Here is a 22030-nt window from a genome sequence, read left to right on the forward strand (position 1 = left end):
CATGTCTAAATTAATTAAAGGTATTGCCGCATCTGATGGTGTCGCAATTGCTAAAGCTTATTTATTAGTTGAGCCAGACTTAACATTCGACAAAAATGAAAAAGTCACTGATGTTGAAGGAGAAGTTGCAAAGTTCAATGGCGCTATCGAAGCTTCTAAAGTTGAGTTAACTAAAATTAGAAATAATGCAGAGGTTCAACTAGGTGCTGATAAAGCTGCTATCTTTGATGCACATTTATTAGTTTTAGATGACCCTGAATTAATTCAACCAATCCAAGATAAGATTAAAAATGAAAACGCTAATGCTGCTACAGCATTAACGGATGTAACAACACAATTTGTTACAATTTTTGAATCTATGGATAACGAATACATGAAAGAACGTGCGGCTGATATTCGCGACGTTTCTAAACGTGTGTTATCACATATTTTAGGTGTAGAATTACCGAATCCGAGTATGATCGATGAAAGCGTTGTTATTGTAGGGAATGACTTAACGCCATCTGATACTGCTCAATTAAATAAAGAATTCGTACAAGGTTTTGCTACAAACATTGGCGGAAGAACAAGTCACTCTGCGATTATGAGTCGTTCTTTAGAAATTCCAGCAATTGTTGGTACAAAATCAATTACTCAAGAAGTTAAACAAGGCGACATGATTATCGTAGATGGATTAAATGGTGATGTAATCGTTAATCCAACTGAAGATGAGTTAATCGCTTATCAAGATAAACGTGAGCGTTATTTTGCTGACAAGAAAGAATTACAAAAACTACGTGATGCTGATACTGTTACAGTTGATGGTGTTCACGCAGAGCTTGCTGCAAATATTGGTACACCTAATGATTTGCCAGGTGTTATTGAAAATGGTGCACAAGGTATCGGCTTATATAGAACTGAGTTTTTATATATGGGTCGTGACCAAATGCCTACAGAAGAAGAGCAATTTGAAGCTTATAAAGAAGTATTAGAAGCAATGAACGGTAAACGTGTTGTTGTACGTACTTTAGATATAGGTGGAGATAAAGAATTATCATACTTAAACTTGCCTGAAGAAATGAATCCATTCTTAGGTTACCGTGCGATTCGTTTATGCCTTGCGCAACAAGATATTTTTAGACCGCAACTACGTGCATTATTACGTGCATCAGTTTATGGTAAGTTAAATATCATGTTCCCAATGGTTGCAACAATTAACGAATTTAGAGAAGCTAAAGCTATATTATTAGAAGAAAAAGAAAACCTTAAAAATGAAGGTCATGACATTTCAGATGATATAGAATTAGGAATCATGGTAGAGATACCTGCAACAGCAGCATTAGCTGATGTCTTTGCTAAAGAAGTAGATTTCTTCAGTATCGGTACAAATGATTTAATTCAATACACATTAGCTGCTGACCGTATGTCAGAGCGTGTATCATATCTATACCAACCATATAACCCTTCAATCTTGCGTTTAGTTAAACAAGTTATTGAAGCGTCACATAAAGAAGGTAAATGGACAGGTATGTGTGGTGAAATGGCTGGAGATGAAACAGCTATTCCATTATTACTTGGTTTAGGTTTAGATGAGTTCTCTATGAGTGCAACGTCTATTCTGAAAGCAAGAAGACAAATTAATGGTTTAAGTAAAAATGAAATGACTGAACTTGCTAACCGTGCAGTCGACTGTGCAACGCAAGAAGAAGTTATTGAATTAGTTAACAACTACGTAAAATAATTAATTCTTTCGAAAGACAGAATTATAAATAAACCCGAAGTATTCATTGTGAGTAATTATGAATACTTCGGGTTCTTTTTTTATGATTTATGTTAATTTCAAGGAATGTTGTTGCTAACTAATTAAACAACTAGGTGTCATTAGCAAAATGTTGTTCTTTAATTAATGTTAATTAATTTAAAAATCGATATTTAATTTATGATAGCTAAAAATGATGAAGTCGATTTAGATGAAAATTAATCTTGTATATTTAATACTTTGTTGATTTCATCAAGATCAACATGGTACATTGGATTGCCATTCAACAAAATAAACGGAGTTGAAAAAGCATCAAAATCTATCATTTCGTTTCGATATTGTTGATTGTTGATATTTCTTTCTTCAAAATCAATTTGATGCTCATTTAGATAATTTTTTACAAATGTACAAGGTGGACAATCATTCTGCGTATAAACGATTATTTCTGACATGTATCATGCTCCTTCGTGCTTTATTCTAATGTAATATACACAATTATACATTGAAATTCAAATTTGTGAACACATTGTGAACTGACATAAATTATACACAATTTCATAGCGCATAATGTTTTAAAAATACACATTATAGCAATTATAATTAAGTTCATTGTGTTGTCATCAAAAAAAGAAAAAGGTGATGTTTTTAAATGGATACAGTTGAAATCAGTCGGTTTTTGACAGCTATGACTTTAGCAGTTCATATCATTTTTGCAACGATTGGTGTTGGTATGCCTTTAATGTTCGCAATTGCAGAATTTTTAGGTATTCGCAAAAATGATCTTCAATATATAGCTATGGCCAAAAGATGGGCTAAAGCTTATACGATTACTGTAGCAGTGGGAGTTGTTACAGGTACAATTATAGGACTTCAATTATCATTGATTTGGCCTACATTTATGGAAATGGGTGGACACGTTATTGCACTTCCATTATTTATGGAAACATTTGCGTTCTTCTTTGAAGCTATTTTCTTAAGTATATATTTATATACTTGGGATCGTTTTAAAAATAAATGGACACATTTCTTAATTAGTATACCAGTAATTATTGGTGGCTCTTTCTCAGCATTCTTCATTACTTCAGTGAATTCATTTATGAATACGCCTGCAGGTTTTGAGTTGAAGAATGGAAAGATGGTCAATGTTCAACCTATAGAAGCGATGTTTAACCCATCGTTTATAGTTCGATCATTTCACGTAATTACTACAGCCGGTATGACGATGGCATTTGTTATTGCATCAATAGCAGCTTTTAAATTATTGCGTAATCGTCAACCTAAAGATACTGTCTACCATAAGAAAGCTTTGAAAATGTCTATGATTGTTGGATTCTTTTCAACTTTACTTTCTATGTTGGCAGGGGATTTATCTGCAAAATTTTTGCATAAATTCCAACCTGAAAAATTAGCAGCTTATGAATGGCATTTCGATACATCTTCCCATGCCAAATTATTATTATTTGGTGTGTTAGATGAAAAGACTCAGCAAGTTAAAGGTGCGATTGAATTACCTGGACTATTGAGTTTCTTAGCAGATAATAGTGTCAAAACTAAAGTGCAAGGGTTAAATGATTTTCCGAAAAGTTTACATCCGCCTATGATTGTCCATTATTTCTTTGATTTAATGGTAACGATGGGAATTTTATGTTTTGTCATTTCAGGTGTTTATGTCTTAACTTTAATGTTTAAAAAGCTTAGAAAGTTTTCTACTCATAAATGGATGCTTTACGGAATATTATTAACAGGACCAGCTTCAATGCTAGCTATAGAATTTGGATGGTTCTTAACAGAGATGGGTAGACAGCCTTGGATTGTTCGTGGTTATATGCGCGTGGCAGAAGCAGCAACACAAGCAGGCGGAATAACCTTCGTTACAATTTTATTTGGCGTATTGTACATCATTTTAATGTATACATGTGCATACGTATTAATTCGTATGTTTAAAAATAAACCGGCGTATGAAGATGTAAATCGTTTAGCCAAGAAGCAAGGAGGAGAAATAGAAAAATGATTTATGCATTTATAGGTATAACAGTGTTATGGTTGTTTTTATTTTGCTATATCATTATTGCTTCTATAGATTTTGGGGCAGGTTTCTTCGCATTGCATTCAAAGTTAACTGGTGATGAAAAGAAAATTAATCACTTAATTTCACGTTATTTGAACCCAGTTTGGGAAGTTACGAATGTATTCTTTGTTTTCTTCTTCGTAGGATTCGTAGGTTTCTTTCCAGAGTCAATCAAATATTTAGGCACGGTATTGTTAATACCAGGTTCAATAGCACTGATTATGATATCGTTGAGAAACAGTTTTTATGCATTTGAAAATTATGGTCAAGATACAAAATTAGCATGGATGATCATGTATGGGGTAAGTGGATTATTAATTCCAGCTTCATTATCAACTGCTTTAACTATTACAGAAGGTGGTTATATTAATGTTCGAAACAATGTTATCGATCTAGATTGGGTGCAGTTACTATTAAGCCCATTTGCTTGGTCTGTAGTATTCTTGGCGATTATTTCAGTTTTATATATTTCATCAGGATTTTTGACATATTATGCTAAAAAAGCAAATGACGAACCTGCATATAATTTAACAAGACAATGGCACATATTTTTAGGGCCACCGATGATTATCATTTGTTTATTCGTATTTCTATCATTACGCATTCAAAATTCTGAACATTTTTATTCAGCTGTTTTTGACTACTGGTGGATGTTTGCTATAAGTTTCTTATTCTTTGCATTAGCTTCATTGTTAACATTCTTTAAGAAAAAACATGGTTTGGCTTTTGTATTTGTTATTTTACAAATGATGTTCGCGTTCTTTGGCTATGGAATTAGTAAATTGCCATACCTTTTATATCCGTTTGTAAAAATTACAGATGCATATGTTAATCCAGAAATGGGCTGGACATTAGTGATTGTCTTTATTTTAGGTTTACTTTTATTACTTCCATCGTTAATATTATTATTAAGATTATTTGTTTTCGACAAAGAATATGTTGAAGGAAAGAAATCATAAGTTGAGACGATACCCCAACTTTCATTTACTTGCATTACTGCATTTAGATAATTTAGTTGGGGTACTCATTTATAATAATTTTAAATTTATATTTTCAATGAATTGATGAAAATCATTTAATGGAGGGCGAGTATGGGTAAAGAATATGTAGTCATCGGTCTAGGTCGTTTTGGAGGTAGTATCGTTCGTGAGTTGAATGCATTAGACATGGATGTAATGGCCATCGACCATGATGAAAATAGAGTGAATGAATATAGTGATATCGCTACTCATGCGGTTGTTGCAGATACAACAGATGAAGCAGTTATGAAAAGTTTAGGTATCCGTAACTTTGATCATGTCATTGTGGCAATTGGTGAAAATATTCAATCAAGTACGTTGACGACTTTGATTTTAAAAGAGTTAGGTGTAAAAAAAGTAACTGCTAAAGCACAAAATGATTATCATGCAAAGATTTTAAATAAAATTGGAGCAGATACGGTTGTGCACCCTGAGCGTGATATGGGTAGACGTATTGCGCATAATGTTGCGAGTGCAAGTGTACTTGATTATCTTGAGTTGGCAGACGAGCATTCTATTGTAGAATTGAAAGCAACTGAAAAGATGGCGGGGCAGTCTATCATTGATTTAGATATAAGAGCACAATATGGAATTAACATTATTGCAATTAAACGAGGCAAAGAGTTCATCATTTCACCAAATCCAAATATTAATTTAGAAATAGGTGATATTTTAATTATGATTGGACATGATAATGATTTAAATCGCTTTGAAAAAAATATTGCGACGAGATAATCGGGAGTGGGACAGAAATGATAAAGAGCCACTAATGATTTATTATGTAGTGGTTCTTACACATTAGCCACAGCTAATGTGTACTTAAAAATAGGAATACATGAGTAAAACTCATGCATAAGAAATACTAATTTCTATAGAAAAAGTATTTCTTTATCGTCGTCCCACCCCAACTTGCATTGTCTGTAGAAATTGGGAATCCAATTTCTCTATGTTGGGGCCCACACCCCAACTCGCATTACCTGTAGAATTTCTTTTCGAAATTCTCTATGTTGGGGCCCCTGACTAGAATTGAAAAAAGCTTGTTACAAGCGCATTTTCGTTCAGTCAACTACTGCCAATATAACTTTGTAGAGCATTGAACATTGATTTATGTCTCAAGCTCATCATATATAAAGAAAAAGCTACTAACAATGTGTGGTGAGTTTAATTAAAACTTCACTTCAAAGTTAGTAGCTTTTTGATTATTTATTGTTTGATTCTTTTTGTTCGTTTACCTTCATAATGACTGGTAAAATCATTGGTTTTCTAGCTGTTTTTTCAAATAAATAAGGTTGTAATGTTTCAATGATAGAAGATTTAATCTGATGCCATTGAATATCTTTATTTTGATTTAACTTACTAATAACATCAGTTTTGATTTTGCGTTGTGCATCATAAATTAATTGTCCTGATTCTCTCATATATACAAATCCTCGAGAAATAATGTCTGGACCAGAAAGTAATTTATTTGTATTAAAATCAATACTAACAACAACGATAACTAAACCTTCTTCAGATAATAGCTTACGGTCTCTTATTACAACATTACCGATATCACCGATACCACTACCATCAACAAGTACATTACCAGATGGAATGCGACCAGCTTTACGAGCTGAATCGTGTGTTAGAGCTAAGACATCTCCGATATCAAAGATGAAGACATTATCTTCTTCAACGCCGCATTCAACACCAGTCTCACCATGTGCTTTTAACATACGGTATTCACCATGAATAGGTAAGAAATATTTCGGCTTGATTAATCGAAGCATTAATTGTTGATCACCTTGAGAACCATGCCCTGAAGTATGGATGTTAGAAATCTTGCTGTGGATAACATCTGCACCAGCTTTATACAAGGAATTAATAGTTCTGTTTATACTTTTTGTATTACCTGGGATAGGTGATGAACTAAATACAACGGTATCTTCAGGTATAATTTTAATTTGCTTATGAGTACCATTAGCAATTCTAGATAATGCTGCCATTGGTTCACCTTGAGAACCAGTACATAGTATCAATAACTCATGCTTCGGTACGGTATTAATTTTATTAGGTTCAATAAATGTTTCAGGTGGTGCTTTAATATAACCAAGTTCCATACCGATTTTAATATTGTTTTCCATCGAACGACCGAACGTAACAATTTTGCGGTTATTTTTGATAGCAGCTTCAACTGCTTGTTGAACTCGGTAAATATTAGAAGCGAAGGTAGCAAATATAATACGACCTTTACAGTTACGGAAGATCTTATCTACGTTTTGACCAACTTCACGTTCGCTTAAAGTAAAATCAGGCACAAGTGAATTTGTTGAGTCTGAAAGTAAACATAGAACGCCTTCTTCACCTAATTGAGCCATTTTAGCAATGTTTGCTGGTTTGCCTACAGGTGTAAAATCAAATTTAAAGTCACCGGTATGAACTACTTTTCCTTCAGGTGTATCTACGATGACGCCATAAGTTTCAGGAATACTATGCGTAGTTAAGTAGAAAGAAATCGTAAAGTGCTTAGATTTTATCACACTGTCCTCATTGATTTCATTTAGTTTAGCAGTACGTAATAAATGATGTTCTTCAAGTTTATTACGGATTAAACCTAATGCTAAAGGACCACCATAAATAGGTATATTAAGTTGTTTTAATAGGAAGGGCACACCGCCTATATGGTCTTCGTGACCATGTGTTATAAATAGGCCAACAATTTTATCTTGGTTTTGAACTAGATATGTGTAGTCGGGTATAACATAATCAATCCCTAATAAGTTATCATCAGGGAATTTGATACCTGCATCGATAATGACAATTTCGTCTTTATACTCAACTGCATAAGTATTTTTACCGATTTCACCTAGACCTCCAAGTGCATATACACCTACTTCATTTGGATGTAATTGTTTCATTATTTAGCAATCTCCACATTAAAGTGTTCTGAGTTTTCTTTTTCGTAATCTAAATGTGCGCCCTCTAATTTAGTGATAAATTCGATATTAAAATTACGATCTTTCAAGTAACGACGTACTTGTTCTTCTGTTTGAGCTTCAACATAAAGTGATTGTGTATTTTCACGCACAATTACCTCGTCTCTGTTATGTTGATAAAAAACTTTAAATACTGCCATGTTAAAAATTCCTCCTAAGAATGTTTGTTTAATTTATTGTTAACCCTAGTAAAATCGTATTGGAGTATATATCGATAAATTCATTCCAATCATCTCTATAATGTAACTTAATAACGATTTGGTTAATAACTAGGTTCATCATGTCGTTCATTTTAAAAAATTAGTGAAATAACACTAAAATTTCAGTTAAATCTTATTTTACATGATGAATGATAATAAATAAAGCAGTTTATCTCACTAGAAATCTAAGTATTTCGAATAAATGTGCAGTTCTATTTATTAAAATAAATGTAGAGATTATAAATTAATGTTAAGAAAGAATTAAAGGATTTTATATGAAACGATAAAATTTAAATGAGGGGATAAAAAGTTTGGTAGAAGGGTGAAAATATTTTACTGTTATTTATTAGGAAAAGTTGTAAAAGAAAAAGCTTAGGACATCATATTTATCCTAAGCTTTGATAATTAGTAATAGTGTGTTTTAAACTTCTACTGCATCTGTATGTGGTTGTAATGGGTGATCTTTATCAATGTGATCATAGAACATTACACCATTTAAATGGTCAATTTCATGTTGGAAAACAATTGCTGGATATCCTTTTAGTCGTAACTGTATATCATTACCTTCGATGTCTTTGGCTTTAATTGTAATTCTATTATGACGGTGAACTAGACCAGCAACATTATCATCGACACTAAGGCAACCTTCACCAGTTGGTAAATAGGCTTCTTGAACGCTATGACTTACAATTTTGGGGTTCACAAGCATATAGTCATAAGATTTGCCACTGCCATCATCTGGTATTAAAACAGCAATCATACGTTTAGAAATATTAATTTGAGGTGCAGCCAAACCAACGCCTGAACGTAAACCGTATCGTTTCGCGATTTCCTCATCTTGACTATTTACTAAAAACTCTCTCATGGCGATTAATGTTTCTTTTTCTTCTTTAGTTAATGGTAATTCTAGCTCGGCTGCTTTTTGACGCAAAGTTGGATGACCGTCTCTAATGATGTCTTTCATAGTTAACATATATTGCACCTTCCTTATTTTAATTTGTTTTAGTTGAATGACAGTAAAAAGGTTGTTAAGATACTCATACATTTTTATGTGTAAGTATGTACAAAGTTAACCAACTACTGCCAAGGTTTATTTTAGATAGTATATGTAAATTTTCAGATATGCTAATTGCCTAAAAAATGATTAAAGTGTTGATTTCAAGCAATGATACTTTAGCAATTTATTTATCATCTTGACTTTAAAAATTATATTATAAATGACGTAACTGTCAACAGATATACTTAGTAATGAAGATGTGTAATGTAATTGTTTAAAATTGATTTCCAAGCAGATTTTATTTATCATTTAATTTAAATAGCAAGTGGAGGTACAAGTAATGAAATTTGGAAAAACAATCGCAGTAGTATTAGCATCTAGTGTCTTGCTTGCAGGATGTACTACGGATAAAAAAGAAATTAAGGCATATTTAAAGCAAGTGGATAAAATTAAAGACGATGAAGAACCAATTAAAACTGTTGGTAAGAAAATTGCTGAATTAGATGAGAAAAAGAAAAAATTAACTGAAGATGTCAATAGTAAAGATACAGCAGTTCGCGGTAAAGCAGTAAAAGATTTAATTAAAAATGCCGATGATCGTCTAAAGGAATTTGAAAAAGAAGAAGACGCAATTAAGAAGTCTGAACAAGACTTTAAGAAAGCAAAAAGTCACGTTGATAACATTGATAATGATGTTAAACGTAAAGAAGTAAAACAATTAGATGATGTATTAAAAGAAAAATACAAATTGCATGGTGAATACTCTAAAGCTTATAAAAATGCTGTCAATTCAGAAAAAACATTGTTTAAATATTTAAATCAAAATGATGCGACACAACAAGGTGTTAATGAAAAATCAAAAGCAATAGAACAGAACTATAAAAAGTTAAAAGAAGTATCTGAAAAATATACAAAAGTACTAAATAAGGTTGGTAAAGAAAAGCAAGACGTTGATCAATTTAAATAATTAATATGATACAGATGGTAGGAAACAACTAATACAGTTCCTATTATCTGTATCTTTTTTTATTAAAACAGAACTTTTTCAAATGGTTTAACAGTCCCATTTATTTGTGGTACAATTAGTAAGGATAAAATGAATTTCTATACAATTATGGGAAAGGTATGGTGAATTGAATGGCTCCTAAGTTACAAGCCCAATTCGATGCAGTAAAAGTTTTAAATGATACTCAATCGAAATTTGAAATGGTTCAAATTTTGGATGAGAATGGTAACGTCGTAAATGAAGACTTAGTACCTGATCTTACGGATGAACAATTAGTAGAATTAATGGAAAGAATGGTATGGACTCGTATCCTTGATCAACGTTCTATCTCATTAAACAGACAAGGACGTTTAGGTTTCTATGCACCAACTGCTGGTCAAGAAGCATCACAATTAGCGTCACAATACGCTTTAGAAAAAGAAGATTATATTTTACCTGGATACAGAGATGTTCCTCAAATTATTTGGCATGGTTTACCATTAACAGAAGCTTTCTTATTCTCAAGAGGTCACTTCAAAGGAAATCAATTCCCTGAAGGCGTTAATGCATTAAGCCCACAAATTATTATCGGTGCACAATACATTCAAGCTGCTGGTGTTGCATTTGCACTTAAAAAACGTGGTAAAAATGCAGTTGCAATCACTTACACTGGTGACGGTGGTTCTTCACAAGGTGATTTCTACGAAGGTATTAACTTTGCAGCAGCTTATAAAGCACCTGCAATTTTCGTTATTCAAAACAATAACTATGCAATTTCAACACCAAGAAGCAAGCAAACTGCTGCTGAAACATTAGCTCAAAAAGCAATTGCTGTAGGTATTCCTGGTATCCAAGTTGATGGTATGGATGCGTTAGCTGTATATCAAGCAACTAAAGAAGCACGTGACCGCGCAGTTGCAGGTGAAGGTCCAACATTAATTGAAACTATGACATATCGTTATGGTCCTCATACAATGGCTGGTGACGATCCAACTCGTTACAGAACTTCAGACGAAGATGCTGAATGGGAGAAAAAAGATCCATTAGTACGTTTCCGTAAATTCCTTGAAAACAAAGGTTTATGGAATGAAGACAAAGAAAATGAAGTTATTGAACGTGCAAAAGCTGATATTAAAGCAGCAATTAAAGAGGCTGATAACACTGAAAAACAAACTGTTACTTCTCTAATGGAAATTATGTATGAAGATATGCCTCAAAACTTAGCAGAACAATATGAAATTTACAAAGAGAAGGAGTCGAAGTAAGCCATGGCACAAATGACAATGGTTCAAGCGATTAATGATGCGCTTAAAACTGAACTTAAAAATGACCAAGATGTTTTAATTTTTGGTGAAGACGTTGGTGTTAACGGCGGTGTTTTCCGTGTTACTGAAGGACTACAAAAAGAATTTGGTGAAGATAGAGTATTCGATACACCTTTAGCTGAATCAGGTATTGGCGGTTTAGCAATGGGTCTTGCAGTTGAAGGATTCCGTCCGGTTATGGAAGTACAATTCTTAGGTTTCGTATTCGAAGTATTTGATGCGATTGCTGGACAAATTGCACGTACTCGTTTCCGTTCAGGCGGTACTAAAACTGCACCTGTAACAATTCGTAGCCCATTTGGTGGTGGCGTACACACACCTGAATTGCACGCAGATAATTTAGAAGGTATTTTAGCTCAATCTCCAGGTCTAAAGGTTGTTATTCCTTCAGGACCATACGATGCGAAAGGTTTATTAATTTCTTCTATTAGAAGTAATGACCCAGTCGTATACTTAGAGCATATGAAATTGTATCGTTCATTCCGTGAAGAAGTACCTGAAGAAGAATATACAATTGACATTGGTAAGGCTAATGTGAAAAAAGAAGGTAATGACATTTCAATCATCACATACGGTGCAATGGTTCAAGAATCAATGAAAGCTGCAGAAGAACTTGAAAAAGATGGTTATTCTGTTGAAGTAATTGACTTACGTACTGTTCAACCAATCGATGTTGACACAATTGTAGCTTCAGTTGAAAAAACTGGTCGTGCAGTTGTAGTTCAAGAAGCACAACGTCAAGCTGGTGTTGGTGCAGCAGTTGTAGCTGAATTAAGTGAACGTGCAATCCTTTCATTAGAAGCACCTATTGGAAGAGTTGCAGCAGCAGATACAATTTATCCATTCACTCAAGCTGAAAATGTTTGGTTACCAAACAAAAATGACATCATCGAAAAAGCAAAAGAAACTTTAGAATTTTAATTCATTTTAAAAGTTAACGAAGTTAGCGTATTTTAGTCTCATTGATTAAAATGAAATGTTTAATTTACGAAATCTTAGGAGGGCAAAAACGTGGCATTTGAATTTAGATTACCCGATATCGGGGAAGGTATCCACGAAGGTGAAATTGTAAAATGGTTTGTTAAAGCTGGAGATACTATTGAAGAAGACGATGTTTTAGCTGAGGTACAAAACGATAAATCAGTAGTAGAAATCCCATCACCAGTATCTGGTACTGTAGAAGAAGTTATGGTAGAAGAAGGTACAGTAGCTGTAGTTGGTGACGTTATTGTTAAAATCGATGCACCTGATGCAGAAGATATGCAATTTAAAGGTCATGATGATGATTCATCATCTAAAGAAGAACCTGCGAAAGAGGAAGCGCCAGCAGAGCAAGCACCTGTAGCTACTCAAACTGAAGAAGTAGATGAAAACAGAACTGTTAAAGCAATGCCTTCAGTACGTAAATACGCACGTGAAAAAGGTGTTAACATTAAAGCAGTTTCTGGATCTGGTAAAAATGGTCGTATTACAAAAGAAGATGTAGATGCATACTTAAATGGTGGTGCACCAACAGCTTCAAATGAATCAGCTGCTTCAGCTACAAATGAAGAAGTTGCTGAAACTCCTGCAGCACCTGCAGCAGTATCATTAGAAGGCGACTTCCCAGAAACAACTGAAAAAATCCCTGCTATGCGTAGAGCAATTGCGAAAGCAATGGTTAACTCTAAGCATACTGCACCTCATGTAACATTAATGGATGAAATTGATGTTCAAGCATTATGGGATCACCGTAAGAAATTTAAAGAAATCGCAGCTGAACAAGGTACTAAGTTAACATTCTTACCATATGTTGTTAAAGCACTTGTTTCTGCATTGAAAAAATACCCAGCACTTAATACTTCATTCAATGAAGAAGCTGGTGAAATTGTGCATAAACATTACTGGAATATCGGTATTGCGGCGGACACTGATAGAGGTTTATTAGTACCTGTAGTGAAACATGCTGACCGTAAATCTATTTTCCAAATTTCTGATGAAATTAACGAATTAGCTGTTAAAGCACGTGATGGTAAATTAACAGCCGATGAAATGAAAGGTGCAACATGCACAATCAGTAATATCGGTTCAGCTGGTGGACAATGGTTCACTCCAGTTATCAATCACCCAGAAGTAGCAATCTTAGGAATTGGCCGTATTGCTCAAAAACCTATCGTTAAAGATGGAGAAATTGTTGCAGCACCAGTATTAGCATTATCATTAAGCTTTGACCACAGACAAATTGATGGTGCAACTGGCCAAAATGCAATGAATCACATTAAACGTTTATTAAATAATCCAGAATTATTATTAATGGAGGGGTAAAACATGGTAGTTGGAGATTTCCCAATTGAAACAGATACTATAGTAATCGGAGCAGGTCCTGGTGGATACGTTGCAGCAATTCGTGCAGCTCAATTAGGACAAAAAGTAACAATCGTTGAGAAAGGTAATCTTGGTGGTGTTTGCTTAAACGTAGGATGTATTCCTTCAAAAGCATTACTACATGCTTCTCACCGTTTTGTTGAAGCACAACATTCTGAAAACTTAGGTGTTATTGCTGAAAGTGTTTCTTTAAACTTCCAAAAAGTTCAAGAATTCAAATCATCAGTTGTTAATAAATTAACTGGTGGTGTTGAAGGCTTACTTAAAGGTAACAAAGTTAACATCGTTAAAGGTGAAGCATATTTCGTAGATAACAATAGCTTACGTGTTATGGACGAAAAGAGCGCACAAACATACAACTTTAAAAATGCAATCATTGCAACAGGTTCAAGACCAATTGAAATTCCTAATTTCAAATTCGGTAAACGTGTTATCGACTCAACAGGTGCTTTAAACTTACAAGAAGTACCAGGTAAATTAGTTGTAGTTGGTGGAGGATACATTGGATCAGAATTAGGTACAGCATTTGCTAACTTTGGTTCAGAAGTAACCATCCTTGAAGGTGCTAAAGATATCTTAGGTGGCTTCGAAAAACAAATGACACAACCTGTTAAAAAAGGTATGAAAGAAAAAGGTGTTGAAATCGTTACTGAAGCTATGGCTAAATCAGCTGAAGAAACAGATAACGGAGTTAAAGTTACTTATGAAGCTAAAGGCGAAGAGAAAACAATCGAAGCTGATTATGTATTAGTAACTGTAGGTCGTCGTCCAAACACAGACGAATTAGGCCTAGAAGAATTAGGTGTTAAATTCGCTGACCGTGGATTATTAGAAGTTGATAAACAAAGCCGTACGTCTATCAGCAATATCTATGCAATTGGTGATATCGTTCCAGGTTTACCACTTGCTCACAAAGCTAGCTATGAAGCTAAAGTTGCTGCTGAAGCAATTGATGGTCAAGCTGCTGAAGTTGATTACATTGGTATGCCAGCAGTATGCTTTACTGAACCAGAATTAGCTACAGTTGGTTATTCAGAAGCGCAAGCTAAAGAAGAAGGTTTAGCAATTAAAGCTTCTAAATTCCCATATGCAGCAAATGGTCGTGCATTATCATTAGATGATACTAACGGATTTGTTAAACTTATTACACTTAAAGAAGATGATACTTTAATCGGTGCTCAAGTAGTTGGTACTGGTGCATCAGATATTATCTCTGAATTAGGTTTAGCAATTGAAGCTGGTATGAATGCTGAAGATATCGCATTAACAATCCATGCACATCCAACATTAGGTGAGATGACTATGGAAGCAGCGGAAAAAGCTATCGGATACCCAATCCATACAATGTAATAACTGATTATCTATAAAGATTCAGTCATTAAAAGCTGTAGCATATGCTACGGCTTTTTTGTTTTAGGTAAAGTAGTGTAAGGAAATTGATTTGAGATATCGTTAACATGTGACATGCATGTTATACTAGCGATGCTAACAAAAGAATTGAAATGGAGGGTTCAACAATGGAATATGAGTATCCAATTGATTTAGACTGGAGTAATGAAGAGATGATTTCAGTGATAAATTTCTTTAATCATGTAGAGAAGTATTATGAATCCGGCGTGACGGCAGGCGACTTTATGGATGCATATAAAAGATTTAAAGAAATTGTGCCTGCTAAAGCAGAGGAAAAACAAATTTTTAATACTTTCGAAAAAAGTAGTGGCTATAATAGTTACAAAGCAGTTCAAGATGTAAAAAATCACTCTGAAGAACAAAGAGTAACAGCTAAAAAATAATTCGTTCGAAATTAACACAATTTAATAGGATTTTTTCTTTAAAACTATTGCTAATAAAGCTATATTTTGATACCTTTATCAAGTGTTAAACAAAATGTTTGATAAAAGTAAACTTAATATAGCTTTTTTAGGTGGAAAAATAAATGAACATAGGTAATAAAATTAAAAATCTTAGAAGAATTAAAAATTTAACGCAAGAAGAACTTGCTGAACGTACAGACTTATCGAAAGGCTACATTTCACAAATAGAAAGTGAACATGCCTCACCAAGTATGGAAACTTTCTTAAATATTATAGAGGTGTTAGGAACGACGCCAAGTGAATTTTTTAAAGACAGTGAAAATGAAAAAGTATTATACAAGAAGGAAGAACAAGTTATTTATGATGAGTATGATGAAGGTTATATATTAAATTGGTTAGTTTCAAAGTCAAATGAATATGATATGGAGCCATTAATATTAACTTTAAAGCCTGGCGCATCATATAAAAATTTCAATCCATCAGAGTCTGATACGTTTATTTATTGTATGTCAGGTCAGATAACACTTAATTTAGGCAAAGAGATATATCAAGCACAAGAAGAAGACGTTTTGTATTTTAAAGCACGAGATAATCATCGTTTGTCAAATGAATCAAACAATGAAACACGAATACTTATTGTAGCGACAGCTTCATATTTATAGGGGGGATCTTATTTGGAACCATTATTATCATTAAAATCAGTTAGTAAAAGCTATGATGATCTTAATATCTTAGATGACATAGATATTGATATTGAATCAGGATACTTTTATACATTATTAGGTCCTTCAGGTTGTGGTAAAACAACAATTTTAAAATTAATTGCAGGGTTTGAATATCCTGACAGTGGTGAAGTGATTTATCAAAACAAACCAATTGGTAATTTACCGCCAAATAAACGTAAAGTGAATACAGTCTTTCAAGATTATGCATTATTTCCACACTTAAACGTCTATGATAATATCGCTTTCGGTTTGAAATTAAAAAAATTATCAAAAACTGAAATTGATCAAAAAGTAACTGAGGCATTAAAATTAGTTAAGCTTTCAGGTTATGAAAAAAGGAATATTAATGAAATGAGTGGTGGACAAAAGCAACGTGTTGCAATTGCACGTGCTATCGTAAATGAACCAGAAATATTATTGTTAGATGAATCTTTATCCGCATTAGATTTGAAATTGCGTACTGAAATGCAATATGAATTACGAGAATTGCAATCTAGATTAGGTATTACATTTATATTTGTAACACATGATCAAGAAGAAGCGTTAGCATTAAGTGACTTTCTTTTTGTATTAAAAGATGGGAAAATTCAACAATTTGGTACACCAACAGATATATATGACGAACCAGTGAATCGATTTGTAGCTGATTTTATTGGAGAATCTAATATTGTTGAAGGGCGCATGGTTAGAGATTATGTCGTGAATATTTATGGGCAAGATTTCGAATGTGTCGATATGGGTATTCCTGAAAATAAAAAAGTAGAAGTCGTTATTCGACCAGAAGATATATCATTAATCAAAGCTGAAGAAGGATTATTTAAAGCAACTGTTGATTCTATGTTATTTAGAGGGGTCCACTATGAAATATGTTGTATAGACAATAAAGGTTATGAATGGGTAATACAAACGACTAAAAAAGCTGAAGTAGGCAGTGAAGTTGGTCTTTATTTTGATCCTGAAGCCATTCATATTATGGTTCCTGGAGAAACAGAAGAAGAGTTTGATAAACGTATTGAAAGCTATGAGGAAGTAGACAATGCGTAATACTAATAAATTTCTCTTAATCCCGTATTTACTATGGATGGTTATATTTATTATTGTACCAGTTGTATTACTCATTTATTTTTCATTTTTAGATATCAATGGACATTTTAGTTTCACGAATTATCAACAAATTTTTACTACAAAATATTTAAAAATGTTTGCATATTCAATTTTATATGCCGCTTTAATAACAATTATTACGTTGGCTATCAGTTATCCAGCTGCCTATTATATTACTCGCTCGAAATTTCAAAATATCTTATTAATGATAATGATTATTCCAACATGGATAAATTTATTGTTAAAGACATATGCTTTTATAGGTTTATTAAGTCATGATGGCGTGATTAATCAATTTTTCCACTTATTTAATTTACCATCATTCAATTTGTTATTTACAACTGGTGCGTTTTTAGTAGTGGCAAGTTACATTTATATACCATTTATGATTTTACCTATATTTAATAGCATGAAAGCAATTCCTAATAATTTATTGCAGGCCTCAAGTGATTTAGGTGCTAGTCCTTTCTATACTTTTAGAAAAGTAATCATGCCGTTAACAAAAGAAGGTGTTATGACTGGGATTCAAGTAACCTTTATTCCATCACTTTCATTATTTATGATTACAAGATTAATTGCAGGTAATAAAGTCATAAATATAGGTACGGCAATAGAGGAACAATTTTTAACAATTCAAAATTATGGTATGGGATCAACTATAGCTATATTCTTAATTGTATTTATGGCATTCATTTTAATCATTACAAAATCATCTAATGGGAGAGGGTGAATCATATGAAATGGTATGGAAAGCTGTATATCGGGATACTTTTAGCGATTTTATACATCCCAATATTCTTTTTAATGTTCTATTCATTCAATTCGGCTGGTAATATGATTCACTTTGAACATTTTACATTAGAGCATTATCAATCATTATTTCAAAATGATCATTTAATGTCGGTCATTTTTAATACGATAGCTGTAGCACTTTTAGCAGCCTCAATTTCTACAGTTATTGGTACATTTGGTGCCATTGCTATTTATTATTTAAGAAATAAAAAGTTTAAAGTAACTTTACTAACATTGAATAATGTCTTGATGGTATCATCCGACGTTGTCATAGGTGCATCATTCTTAATTATGTTTACAACGATTGGCCATTTTACTGGTCTTGGTTTAGGATTTTGGACAGTTCTAATATCTCATATTGCATTTTGCATACCTATAGTTGTGATTATCGTCTTACCACAACTGTATGAAATGAATAATAATATGTTAAATGCTGCAAGAGATTTAGGAGCGACTGAACCACAATTATTAAGCAACATTATTATTCCTAATATTTTACCTTCTATTATAGGAGGATTCTTTATGGCTTTAACTTATTCACTAGACGATTTCACAGTAAGTTTCTTCGTTACTGGTAATGGCTTTAGTGTGTTATCAGTTGAAGTTTATGCTATGGCGAGAAAAGGAATTAGTATGGAAATTAATGCGATTTCAACATTATTGTTTGCTGTTATTGTATTAGGAATACTAGGATATTATTTGATTCAATACGTGATAAATAAGAAAAAACTAATCAAGCGAGGTGTAAAATAATGAAACGTTTTTTACAACTCATTATAGGTGCATTAGTTGTGGGTATGCTTTGTCTTACTTTAAGTCATTGGTTTAAATCTAAAGAACAAGTGCATACAAATCAAAAAATTTACGTATACAATTGGGGCGAATATATTGATCCAGAGTTAATTAAGAAATTTGAAAAAGAAACTGGCATTCAAGTCGTTTATGAAACTTTCGATTCAAATGAAGCGATGGAAGCCAAAATTCGCAATGGCGGTACACATTATGATGTTGCTTTTCCTAGTGAATATACAGTTCAAAAATTGAAAAGAGATCATTTATTGTTACCAATAGATCATAATAAGGTACCTAATATTAAAAATTTGGATTCAGATTATATGAATATGTCATTTGATAAAGGCAATAAATACTCTTTACCTTATTTCTTTGGAACTGTAGGTATTTTATATAATAAAGAAAAGTATCCAAATGAATCATTTGATAGTTGGAAGTCGTTGTATAATCCTAAATTTAAAAACCAAATTTTACTAGTTGACGGTGCTAGAGAGATTATAGGCATGAGTCTCAACAAACTTGGGTATAATCTTAATGACCGTAATTCGCACCATCTAAAAGAAGCAGAGCGAGATTTAACTAAATTAGCACCACAAGTAAGAGGTGTCGTAGGTGATGAAATTACCATGATGCTTGAACAAAATGAAGGTAACATTGCGGTTGTTTGGAGTGGTGTTGCAGCACCTCTAGTGCAAGAAGGGGATAAATATAACTATGTTATTCCTAAAGAAGGATCGAATTTATGGTTCGACAATATGGTAATTCCAAAAACGGCACAAAATAAAGAGGGTGCATATAAATTTATGAATTTTTTATTAGATGCTAAAAATAACAAGCAAAATACAGAATTCGTAGGCTATGCAACGCCGAACAAGGCTGCACGACAATTGTTGCCTAAAGAGATTAAAGATGACCATCGTTTCTATCCGACTAAGAAAGAGCAAGAACGCCTTGAAGTTTATAAAGATTTAGGACCTGAAGTTTTAAGTGAATACAATGAAAACTTTTTGAATTTCAAAATGTCATTAAAATAAAATCATAAATAGTAGTTATTTACTGTATATTTAGTTATAATAACGGGATAAGTACTATAAGGAGTTGTAACGAATGGCTGGAGAACAATTTACTCAAATTAAACGTCCAGTAAGTAGATTAACTGAAAAAGTTCTAGGTTGGTTATGTTGGGTGATGTTATTAGTGCTTACTGTCATTACGATGTTTATAGCACTTGTTTCATTCAGTAATAACACATCGATTGCTAATCTTGAAAATACATTAAACAATAATGCATTTATCCAGCAATTATTAGCTGGAAATGGCTATAATACAACACAATTTGTAATATGGTTACAAAATGGTATATGGGCTATTATCGTTTACTTTATTGTTTGTTTGTTGATTTCATTTTTAGCTCTCATATCTATGAATATAAGAATCTTGTCAGGTTTCTTATTCTTAATATCAGCAATTGTAACGATTCCTTTAGTTTTACTTATCGTTACTTTAATCATTCCGATCTTATTCTTTATTATTGCGATGATGCTATTTATAAGAAAAGATAAAGTTGAAATGGTTGCGCCACAATATTATGAAGAGTACAATGGGCCGATTTATGATTATCGTGAACCTGTGTATGAGCGCCCACAACCGAAAGATGATTATTATGATGTGCCTAAATATGAAAAAGAATTGGATAAATCAAACACTGTATATGATCAAGAACAGGAAAGAGATAAATATGATCAATTTCCTAAACGAGCAGTTGAAAGTGAATATAATCATGATGAGCGCACTGAGGAAGAACCATCAGTATTATCCAGACAGGCTAAATACAAACAAAAAAGTACTGAAGAACTAGGTATTGAAGATGATGGTTATTATGCAGAACCTGAAGTTGATCCAAAAGAATTGAAAGCACAACAAAAGCGAGAAAAAGCTGAAATTAAAGCTAAGAAAAAAGAAAAACGTAAAGCTTATAACCAACGAATGAAAGAACATAGGAAAAATCAACCTAGCGCAGTTAGTCAACGTCGAATGAATTTTGAAGAGCGACGTCAAATTTACAACAATGATATTTCTGAAGAACGCAATTCAAGTGAAGTTAAGGACAAAAAAGAGCAAGAATAAATATTGATGATACCCAGATTAGTAAGTAGAGGTCTTTTGCTTATTAATCTGGGTTTTTATATGAGGTTAATTATCGATAACTTTTAATTAAAGTGTTTAGGTGTCAAAATTTTAAATGACGATTTATCATTACCATACACCTAAATTACCATCAATCTGAATTCAGATGTTTATTATAAAAATTAGATGAAAAATATGTTAATATACAAGGAAATTAATGTGCGTATATCTATAGGCTCGTAGTATACTTATTAAAATATTAAACAAAGAAAGGATTTTATGATGAATAGAAAACCTGAATTAATCATGGCTTGGATTGCAAATAGTATTAGTATTATTTATTTATTAGTTATGGGGCTATCCTATTTTTCTTTAAAAAGTGGCAATGCATCACAACGTGAAGAATTAGCGAAGCAATTATCTCAGAACGGTGGCAAGGTTTCTTTAGATATGCTTCAGACAACAATTGGTGCATTAGCAATTATTTTATTAATTTCAACACTTTATGGTATATTTGCGACAATTTGTATTAAAGGGCGTAGAAAATTATCGATTATACTTTTTGTTATCGCGATAATTGTAAGTTTGATGGCTCTTAATTTAATTGCAATTGTCTTATGGATTATCGTGATGATTATGTCGATTTCTAAAAAAGAATCAAAAGAAACTACACATAAGGACGATGAGTATATTTATCATTAATATGTTCATAGCAAAAGAAAAACCATTAAAATGTTAAGTTGTTAATTATTAGATACAACCAACATTTTAATGGTTTTATTTTTAACCTTGTAGTTCTTGGAATGTTTGAACGATTAAATAGACATTTAAAATACTTAGAATAATAATAAGTGTCCATGAAATGATATTAACCCATGTTTTGAACTGCACCCAGTCTAGTAGACAATTAAATAATTAAAATTAATGGTTGGTTTTGTTGTTATACAGAATCAGCCATTTTTAATGTAATTCTTTCATGATTAAAGAAAAGAATAAAATCATGAA

22 protein-coding genes and 1 pseudogene are annotated in these 22030 nt (G+C 32.6%); 17 read left to right on the forward strand and 6 right to left on the reverse strand.

The genetic code is table 11. The annotated features are described in order from the left end of the window. Window position 1 precedes the first annotated feature (1 nt). Window positions 2-1720: a phosphoenolpyruvate--protein phosphotransferase gene (gene ptsP / locus IDG45_RS10775; RefSeq protein WP_031927757.1), complete on the forward strand. Its 1719-nt coding sequence runs from the start codon at window positions 2-4 to the stop codon at window positions 1718-1720. Between the two features lie 236 nt (window positions 1721-1956). On the opposite strand, the gene nrdH is transcribed toward ptsP, so the two are convergent. Further along, a complete protein-coding gene (nrdH, locus tag IDG45_RS10780; RefSeq protein WP_001289618.1) occupies window positions 1957-2190 on the reverse strand; it encodes a glutaredoxin-like protein NrdH in 234 nt (77 codons plus the stop codon). Between the two features lie 197 nt (window positions 2191-2387). On the opposite strand from nrdH, the gene IDG45_RS10785 reads away from it, so the two are divergent. The 3 genes from IDG45_RS10785 (at window position 2388) to IDG45_RS10795 (ending at window position 5560) form a co-directional block, all read left to right on the forward strand. Further along, window positions 2388-3749 carry a cytochrome ubiquinol oxidase subunit I gene (locus IDG45_RS10785; protein ID WP_000381852.1) on the forward strand — a complete coding sequence of 454 codons (1362 nt, stop codon included), beginning with the start codon at window positions 2388-2390 and terminating at the stop codon, window positions 3747-3749. Next, complete coding sequence (locus IDG45_RS10790) at window positions 3746-4765, forward strand: cytochrome d ubiquinol oxidase subunit II (RefSeq protein ID WP_000638453.1); 1020 nt, start codon at window positions 3746-3748, stop codon at window positions 4763-4765. Before IDG45_RS10785 ends, IDG45_RS10790 begins: the two co-directional genes overlap by 4 nt. Window positions 4766-4897: 132 nt before the next feature. Further along, window positions 4898-5560 carry a potassium channel family protein gene (locus IDG45_RS10795; protein WP_000514290.1) on the forward strand — a complete coding sequence of 221 codons (663 nt, stop codon included), beginning with the start codon at window positions 4898-4900 and terminating at the stop codon, window positions 5558-5560. Between the two features lie 464 nt (window positions 5561-6024). Here IDG45_RS10795 and rnjA read toward each other — a convergent pair whose 3' ends face one another. From rnjA to def, 4 genes are all read right to left on the reverse strand, one after another. Further along, on the reverse strand, window positions 6025-7722 hold the full coding sequence (gene rnjA / locus IDG45_RS10800; protein ID WP_000811375.1) for a ribonuclease J1: 1698 nt from the start codon (window positions 7720-7722) through the stop codon (window positions 6025-6027). Further along, entirely contained in the window at window positions 7722-7940 is a 219-nt protein-coding gene (gene rpoY, locus IDG45_RS10805) for a DNA-directed RNA polymerase subunit epsilon (protein ID WP_000257888.1), read from the reverse strand. The genes rnjA and rpoY overlap by 1 nt, the downstream gene beginning before the upstream one ends. Window positions 7941-7968: 28 nt before the next feature. Continuing rightward, a complete protein-coding gene (locus tag IDG45_RS10810) occupies window positions 7969-8091 on the reverse strand; it encodes a hypothetical protein (RefSeq protein WP_001788599.1) in 123 nt (40 codons plus the stop codon). Window positions 8092-8421: 330 nt separating this feature from the next. After that, window positions 8422-8973, reverse strand: coding sequence for a peptide deformylase (gene def / locus IDG45_RS10815; RefSeq protein WP_000957036.1), 552 nt, complete (start codon window positions 8971-8973; stop codon window positions 8422-8424). Window positions 8974-9337: 364 nt separating this feature from the next. On the opposite strand from def, the gene IDG45_RS10820 reads away from it, so the two are divergent. From IDG45_RS10820 to IDG45_RS10880, 13 genes are all read left to right on the forward strand, one after another. Further along, window positions 9338-9964, forward strand: a complete 627-nt coding sequence (locus tag IDG45_RS10820; protein WP_000668338.1) for a YkyA family protein — start codon at window positions 9338-9340, stop codon at window positions 9962-9964. Window positions 9965-10134: 170 nt separating this feature from the next. Then, complete coding sequence (pdhA, locus tag IDG45_RS10825) at window positions 10135-11247, forward strand: pyruvate dehydrogenase (acetyl-transferring) E1 component subunit alpha (protein ID WP_000035320.1); 1113 nt, start codon at window positions 10135-10137, stop codon at window positions 11245-11247. 3 nt (window positions 11248-11250) lie between these two features. Continuing rightward, window positions 11251-12228: an alpha-ketoacid dehydrogenase subunit beta gene (locus IDG45_RS10830; protein ID WP_000068176.1), complete on the forward strand. Its 978-nt coding sequence runs from the start codon at window positions 11251-11253 to the stop codon at window positions 12226-12228. A gap of 90 nt (window positions 12229-12318) precedes the next feature. Further along, the gene (locus IDG45_RS10835; RefSeq protein ID WP_000863437.1) at window positions 12319-13611 is read left to right on the forward strand and encodes a dihydrolipoamide acetyltransferase family protein; all 1293 of its coding nucleotides are present in this window, start codon (window positions 12319-12321) and stop codon (window positions 13609-13611) included. Window positions 13612-13614: 3 nt separating this feature from the next. Next, entirely contained in the window at window positions 13615-15021 is a 1407-nt protein-coding gene (gene lpdA, locus IDG45_RS10840) for a dihydrolipoyl dehydrogenase (RefSeq protein WP_000260117.1), read from the forward strand. Window positions 15022-15188: 167 nt separating this feature from the next. Beyond that, window positions 15189-15464, forward strand: coding sequence for a UPF0223 family protein (locus tag IDG45_RS10845; protein ID WP_000455588.1), 276 nt, complete (start codon window positions 15189-15191; stop codon window positions 15462-15464). Between the two features lie 143 nt (window positions 15465-15607). Beyond that, on the forward strand, window positions 15608-16147 hold the full coding sequence (relB, locus tag IDG45_RS10850; RefSeq protein ID WP_001020625.1) for a type II toxin-antitoxin system RelB family anti-toxin: 540 nt from the start codon (window positions 15608-15610) through the stop codon (window positions 16145-16147). A 12-nt stretch (window positions 16148-16159) separates the two neighbouring features. Then, on the forward strand, window positions 16160-17254 hold the full coding sequence (locus IDG45_RS10855; protein WP_000433551.1) for an ABC transporter ATP-binding protein: 1095 nt from the start codon (window positions 16160-16162) through the stop codon (window positions 17252-17254). Further along, window positions 17247-18044 carry an ABC transporter permease gene (locus IDG45_RS10860; protein ID WP_001246555.1) on the forward strand — a complete coding sequence of 266 codons (798 nt, stop codon included), beginning with the start codon at window positions 17247-17249 and terminating at the stop codon, window positions 18042-18044. The genes IDG45_RS10855 and IDG45_RS10860 overlap by 8 nt, the downstream gene beginning before the upstream one ends. Before the next feature lie 5 nt (window positions 18045-18049). Beyond that, complete coding sequence (locus tag IDG45_RS10865) at window positions 18050-18859, forward strand: ABC transporter permease (protein ID WP_000872390.1); 810 nt, start codon at window positions 18050-18052, stop codon at window positions 18857-18859. Beyond that, window positions 18859-19932: an ABC transporter substrate-binding protein gene (locus IDG45_RS10870; protein WP_000819679.1), complete on the forward strand. Its 1074-nt coding sequence runs from the start codon at window positions 18859-18861 to the stop codon at window positions 19930-19932. Before IDG45_RS10865 ends, IDG45_RS10870 begins: the two co-directional genes overlap by 1 nt. A 73-nt stretch (window positions 19933-20005) precedes the next feature. Then, window positions 20006-21025 (forward strand): lipoteichoic acid stability factor AuxB, encoded by a 1020-nt coding sequence (gene auxB / locus IDG45_RS10875; RefSeq protein ID WP_000896727.1) that lies wholly within the window; start codon window positions 20006-20008, stop codon window positions 21023-21025. 282 nt (window positions 21026-21307) lie between these two features. After that, window positions 21308-21727, forward strand: a complete 420-nt coding sequence (locus IDG45_RS10880; protein ID WP_001080459.1) for a DUF4064 domain-containing protein — start codon at window positions 21308-21310, stop codon at window positions 21725-21727. Window positions 21728-21808: 81 nt separating this feature from the next. On the opposite strand, the pseudogene IDG45_RS13935 reads toward IDG45_RS10880, so the two are convergent. Then, window positions 21809-21907, reverse strand: a pseudogene (locus IDG45_RS13935) (hypothetical protein); the annotation flags it as partial. Window positions 21908-22030 lie beyond the last annotated feature (123 nt).

The sequence above is a fragment of the Staphylococcus sp. EG-SA-10 genome, from assembly GCF_017151945.1.
In the GTDB taxonomy this organism is placed as follows: Bacteria; Bacillota; Bacilli; order Staphylococcales; family Staphylococcaceae; genus Staphylococcus; species Staphylococcus aureus.

Bases quoted from the DNA above. Each gene is read 5' to 3' on its own strand.
- rnjA (WP_000811375.1), bottom strand. From the start codon at position 7,722: ATGAAACAATTACATCCAAATGAAGTAGGTGTATATGCACTTGGAGGT.
- relB (WP_001020625.1), top strand. From the start codon at position 15,608: ATGAACATAGGTAATAAAATTAAAAATCTTAGAAGAATTAAAAATTTA.
- IDG45_RS10880 (WP_001080459.1), top strand. From the start codon at position 21,308: ATGAATAGAAAACCTGAATTAATCATGGCTTGGATTGCAAATAGTATT.
- IDG45_RS10785 (WP_000381852.1), top strand. From the start codon at position 2,388: ATGGATACAGTTGAAATCAGTCGGTTTTTGACAGCTATGACTTTAGCA.
- ptsP (WP_031927757.1), top strand. From the start codon at position 2: ATGTCTAAATTAATTAAAGGTATTGCCGCATCTGATGGTGTCGCAATT.
- IDG45_RS10795 (WP_000514290.1), top strand. From the start codon at position 4,898: ATGGGTAAAGAATATGTAGTCATCGGTCTAGGTCGTTTTGGAGGTAGT.
- IDG45_RS10865 (WP_000872390.1), top strand. From the start codon at position 18,050: ATGAAATGGTATGGAAAGCTGTATATCGGGATACTTTTAGCGATTTTA.
- pdhA (WP_000035320.1), top strand. From the start codon at position 10,135: ATGGCTCCTAAGTTACAAGCCCAATTCGATGCAGTAAAAGTTTTAAAT.
- IDG45_RS10790 (WP_000638453.1), top strand. From the start codon at position 3,746: ATGATTTATGCATTTATAGGTATAACAGTGTTATGGTTGTTTTTATTT.
- auxB (WP_000896727.1), top strand. From the start codon at position 20,006: ATGGCTGGAGAACAATTTACTCAAATTAAACGTCCAGTAAGTAGATTA.
- nrdH (WP_001289618.1), bottom strand. From the start codon at position 2,190: ATGTCAGAAATAATCGTTTATACGCAGAATGATTGTCCACCTTGTACA.
- rpoY (WP_000257888.1), bottom strand. From the start codon at position 7,940: ATGGCAGTATTTAAAGTTTTTTATCAACATAACAGAGACGAGGTAATT.
- def (WP_000957036.1), bottom strand. From the start codon at position 8,973: ATGTTAACTATGAAAGACATCATTAGAGACGGTCATCCAACTTTGCGT.
- IDG45_RS10870 (WP_000819679.1), top strand. From the start codon at position 18,859: ATGAAACGTTTTTTACAACTCATTATAGGTGCATTAGTTGTGGGTATG.
- IDG45_RS10810 (WP_001788599.1), bottom strand. From the start codon at position 8,091: ATGAACGACATGATGAACCTAGTTATTAACCAAATCGTTATTAAGTTA.
- IDG45_RS10860 (WP_001246555.1), top strand. From the start codon at position 17,247: ATGCGTAATACTAATAAATTTCTCTTAATCCCGTATTTACTATGGATG.
- lpdA (WP_000260117.1), top strand. From the start codon at position 13,615: ATGGTAGTTGGAGATTTCCCAATTGAAACAGATACTATAGTAATCGGA.
- IDG45_RS10845 (WP_000455588.1), top strand. From the start codon at position 15,189: ATGGAATATGAGTATCCAATTGATTTAGACTGGAGTAATGAAGAGATG.
- IDG45_RS10820 (WP_000668338.1), top strand. From the start codon at position 9,338: ATGAAATTTGGAAAAACAATCGCAGTAGTATTAGCATCTAGTGTCTTG.
- IDG45_RS10830 (WP_000068176.1), top strand. From the start codon at position 11,251: ATGGCACAAATGACAATGGTTCAAGCGATTAATGATGCGCTTAAAACT.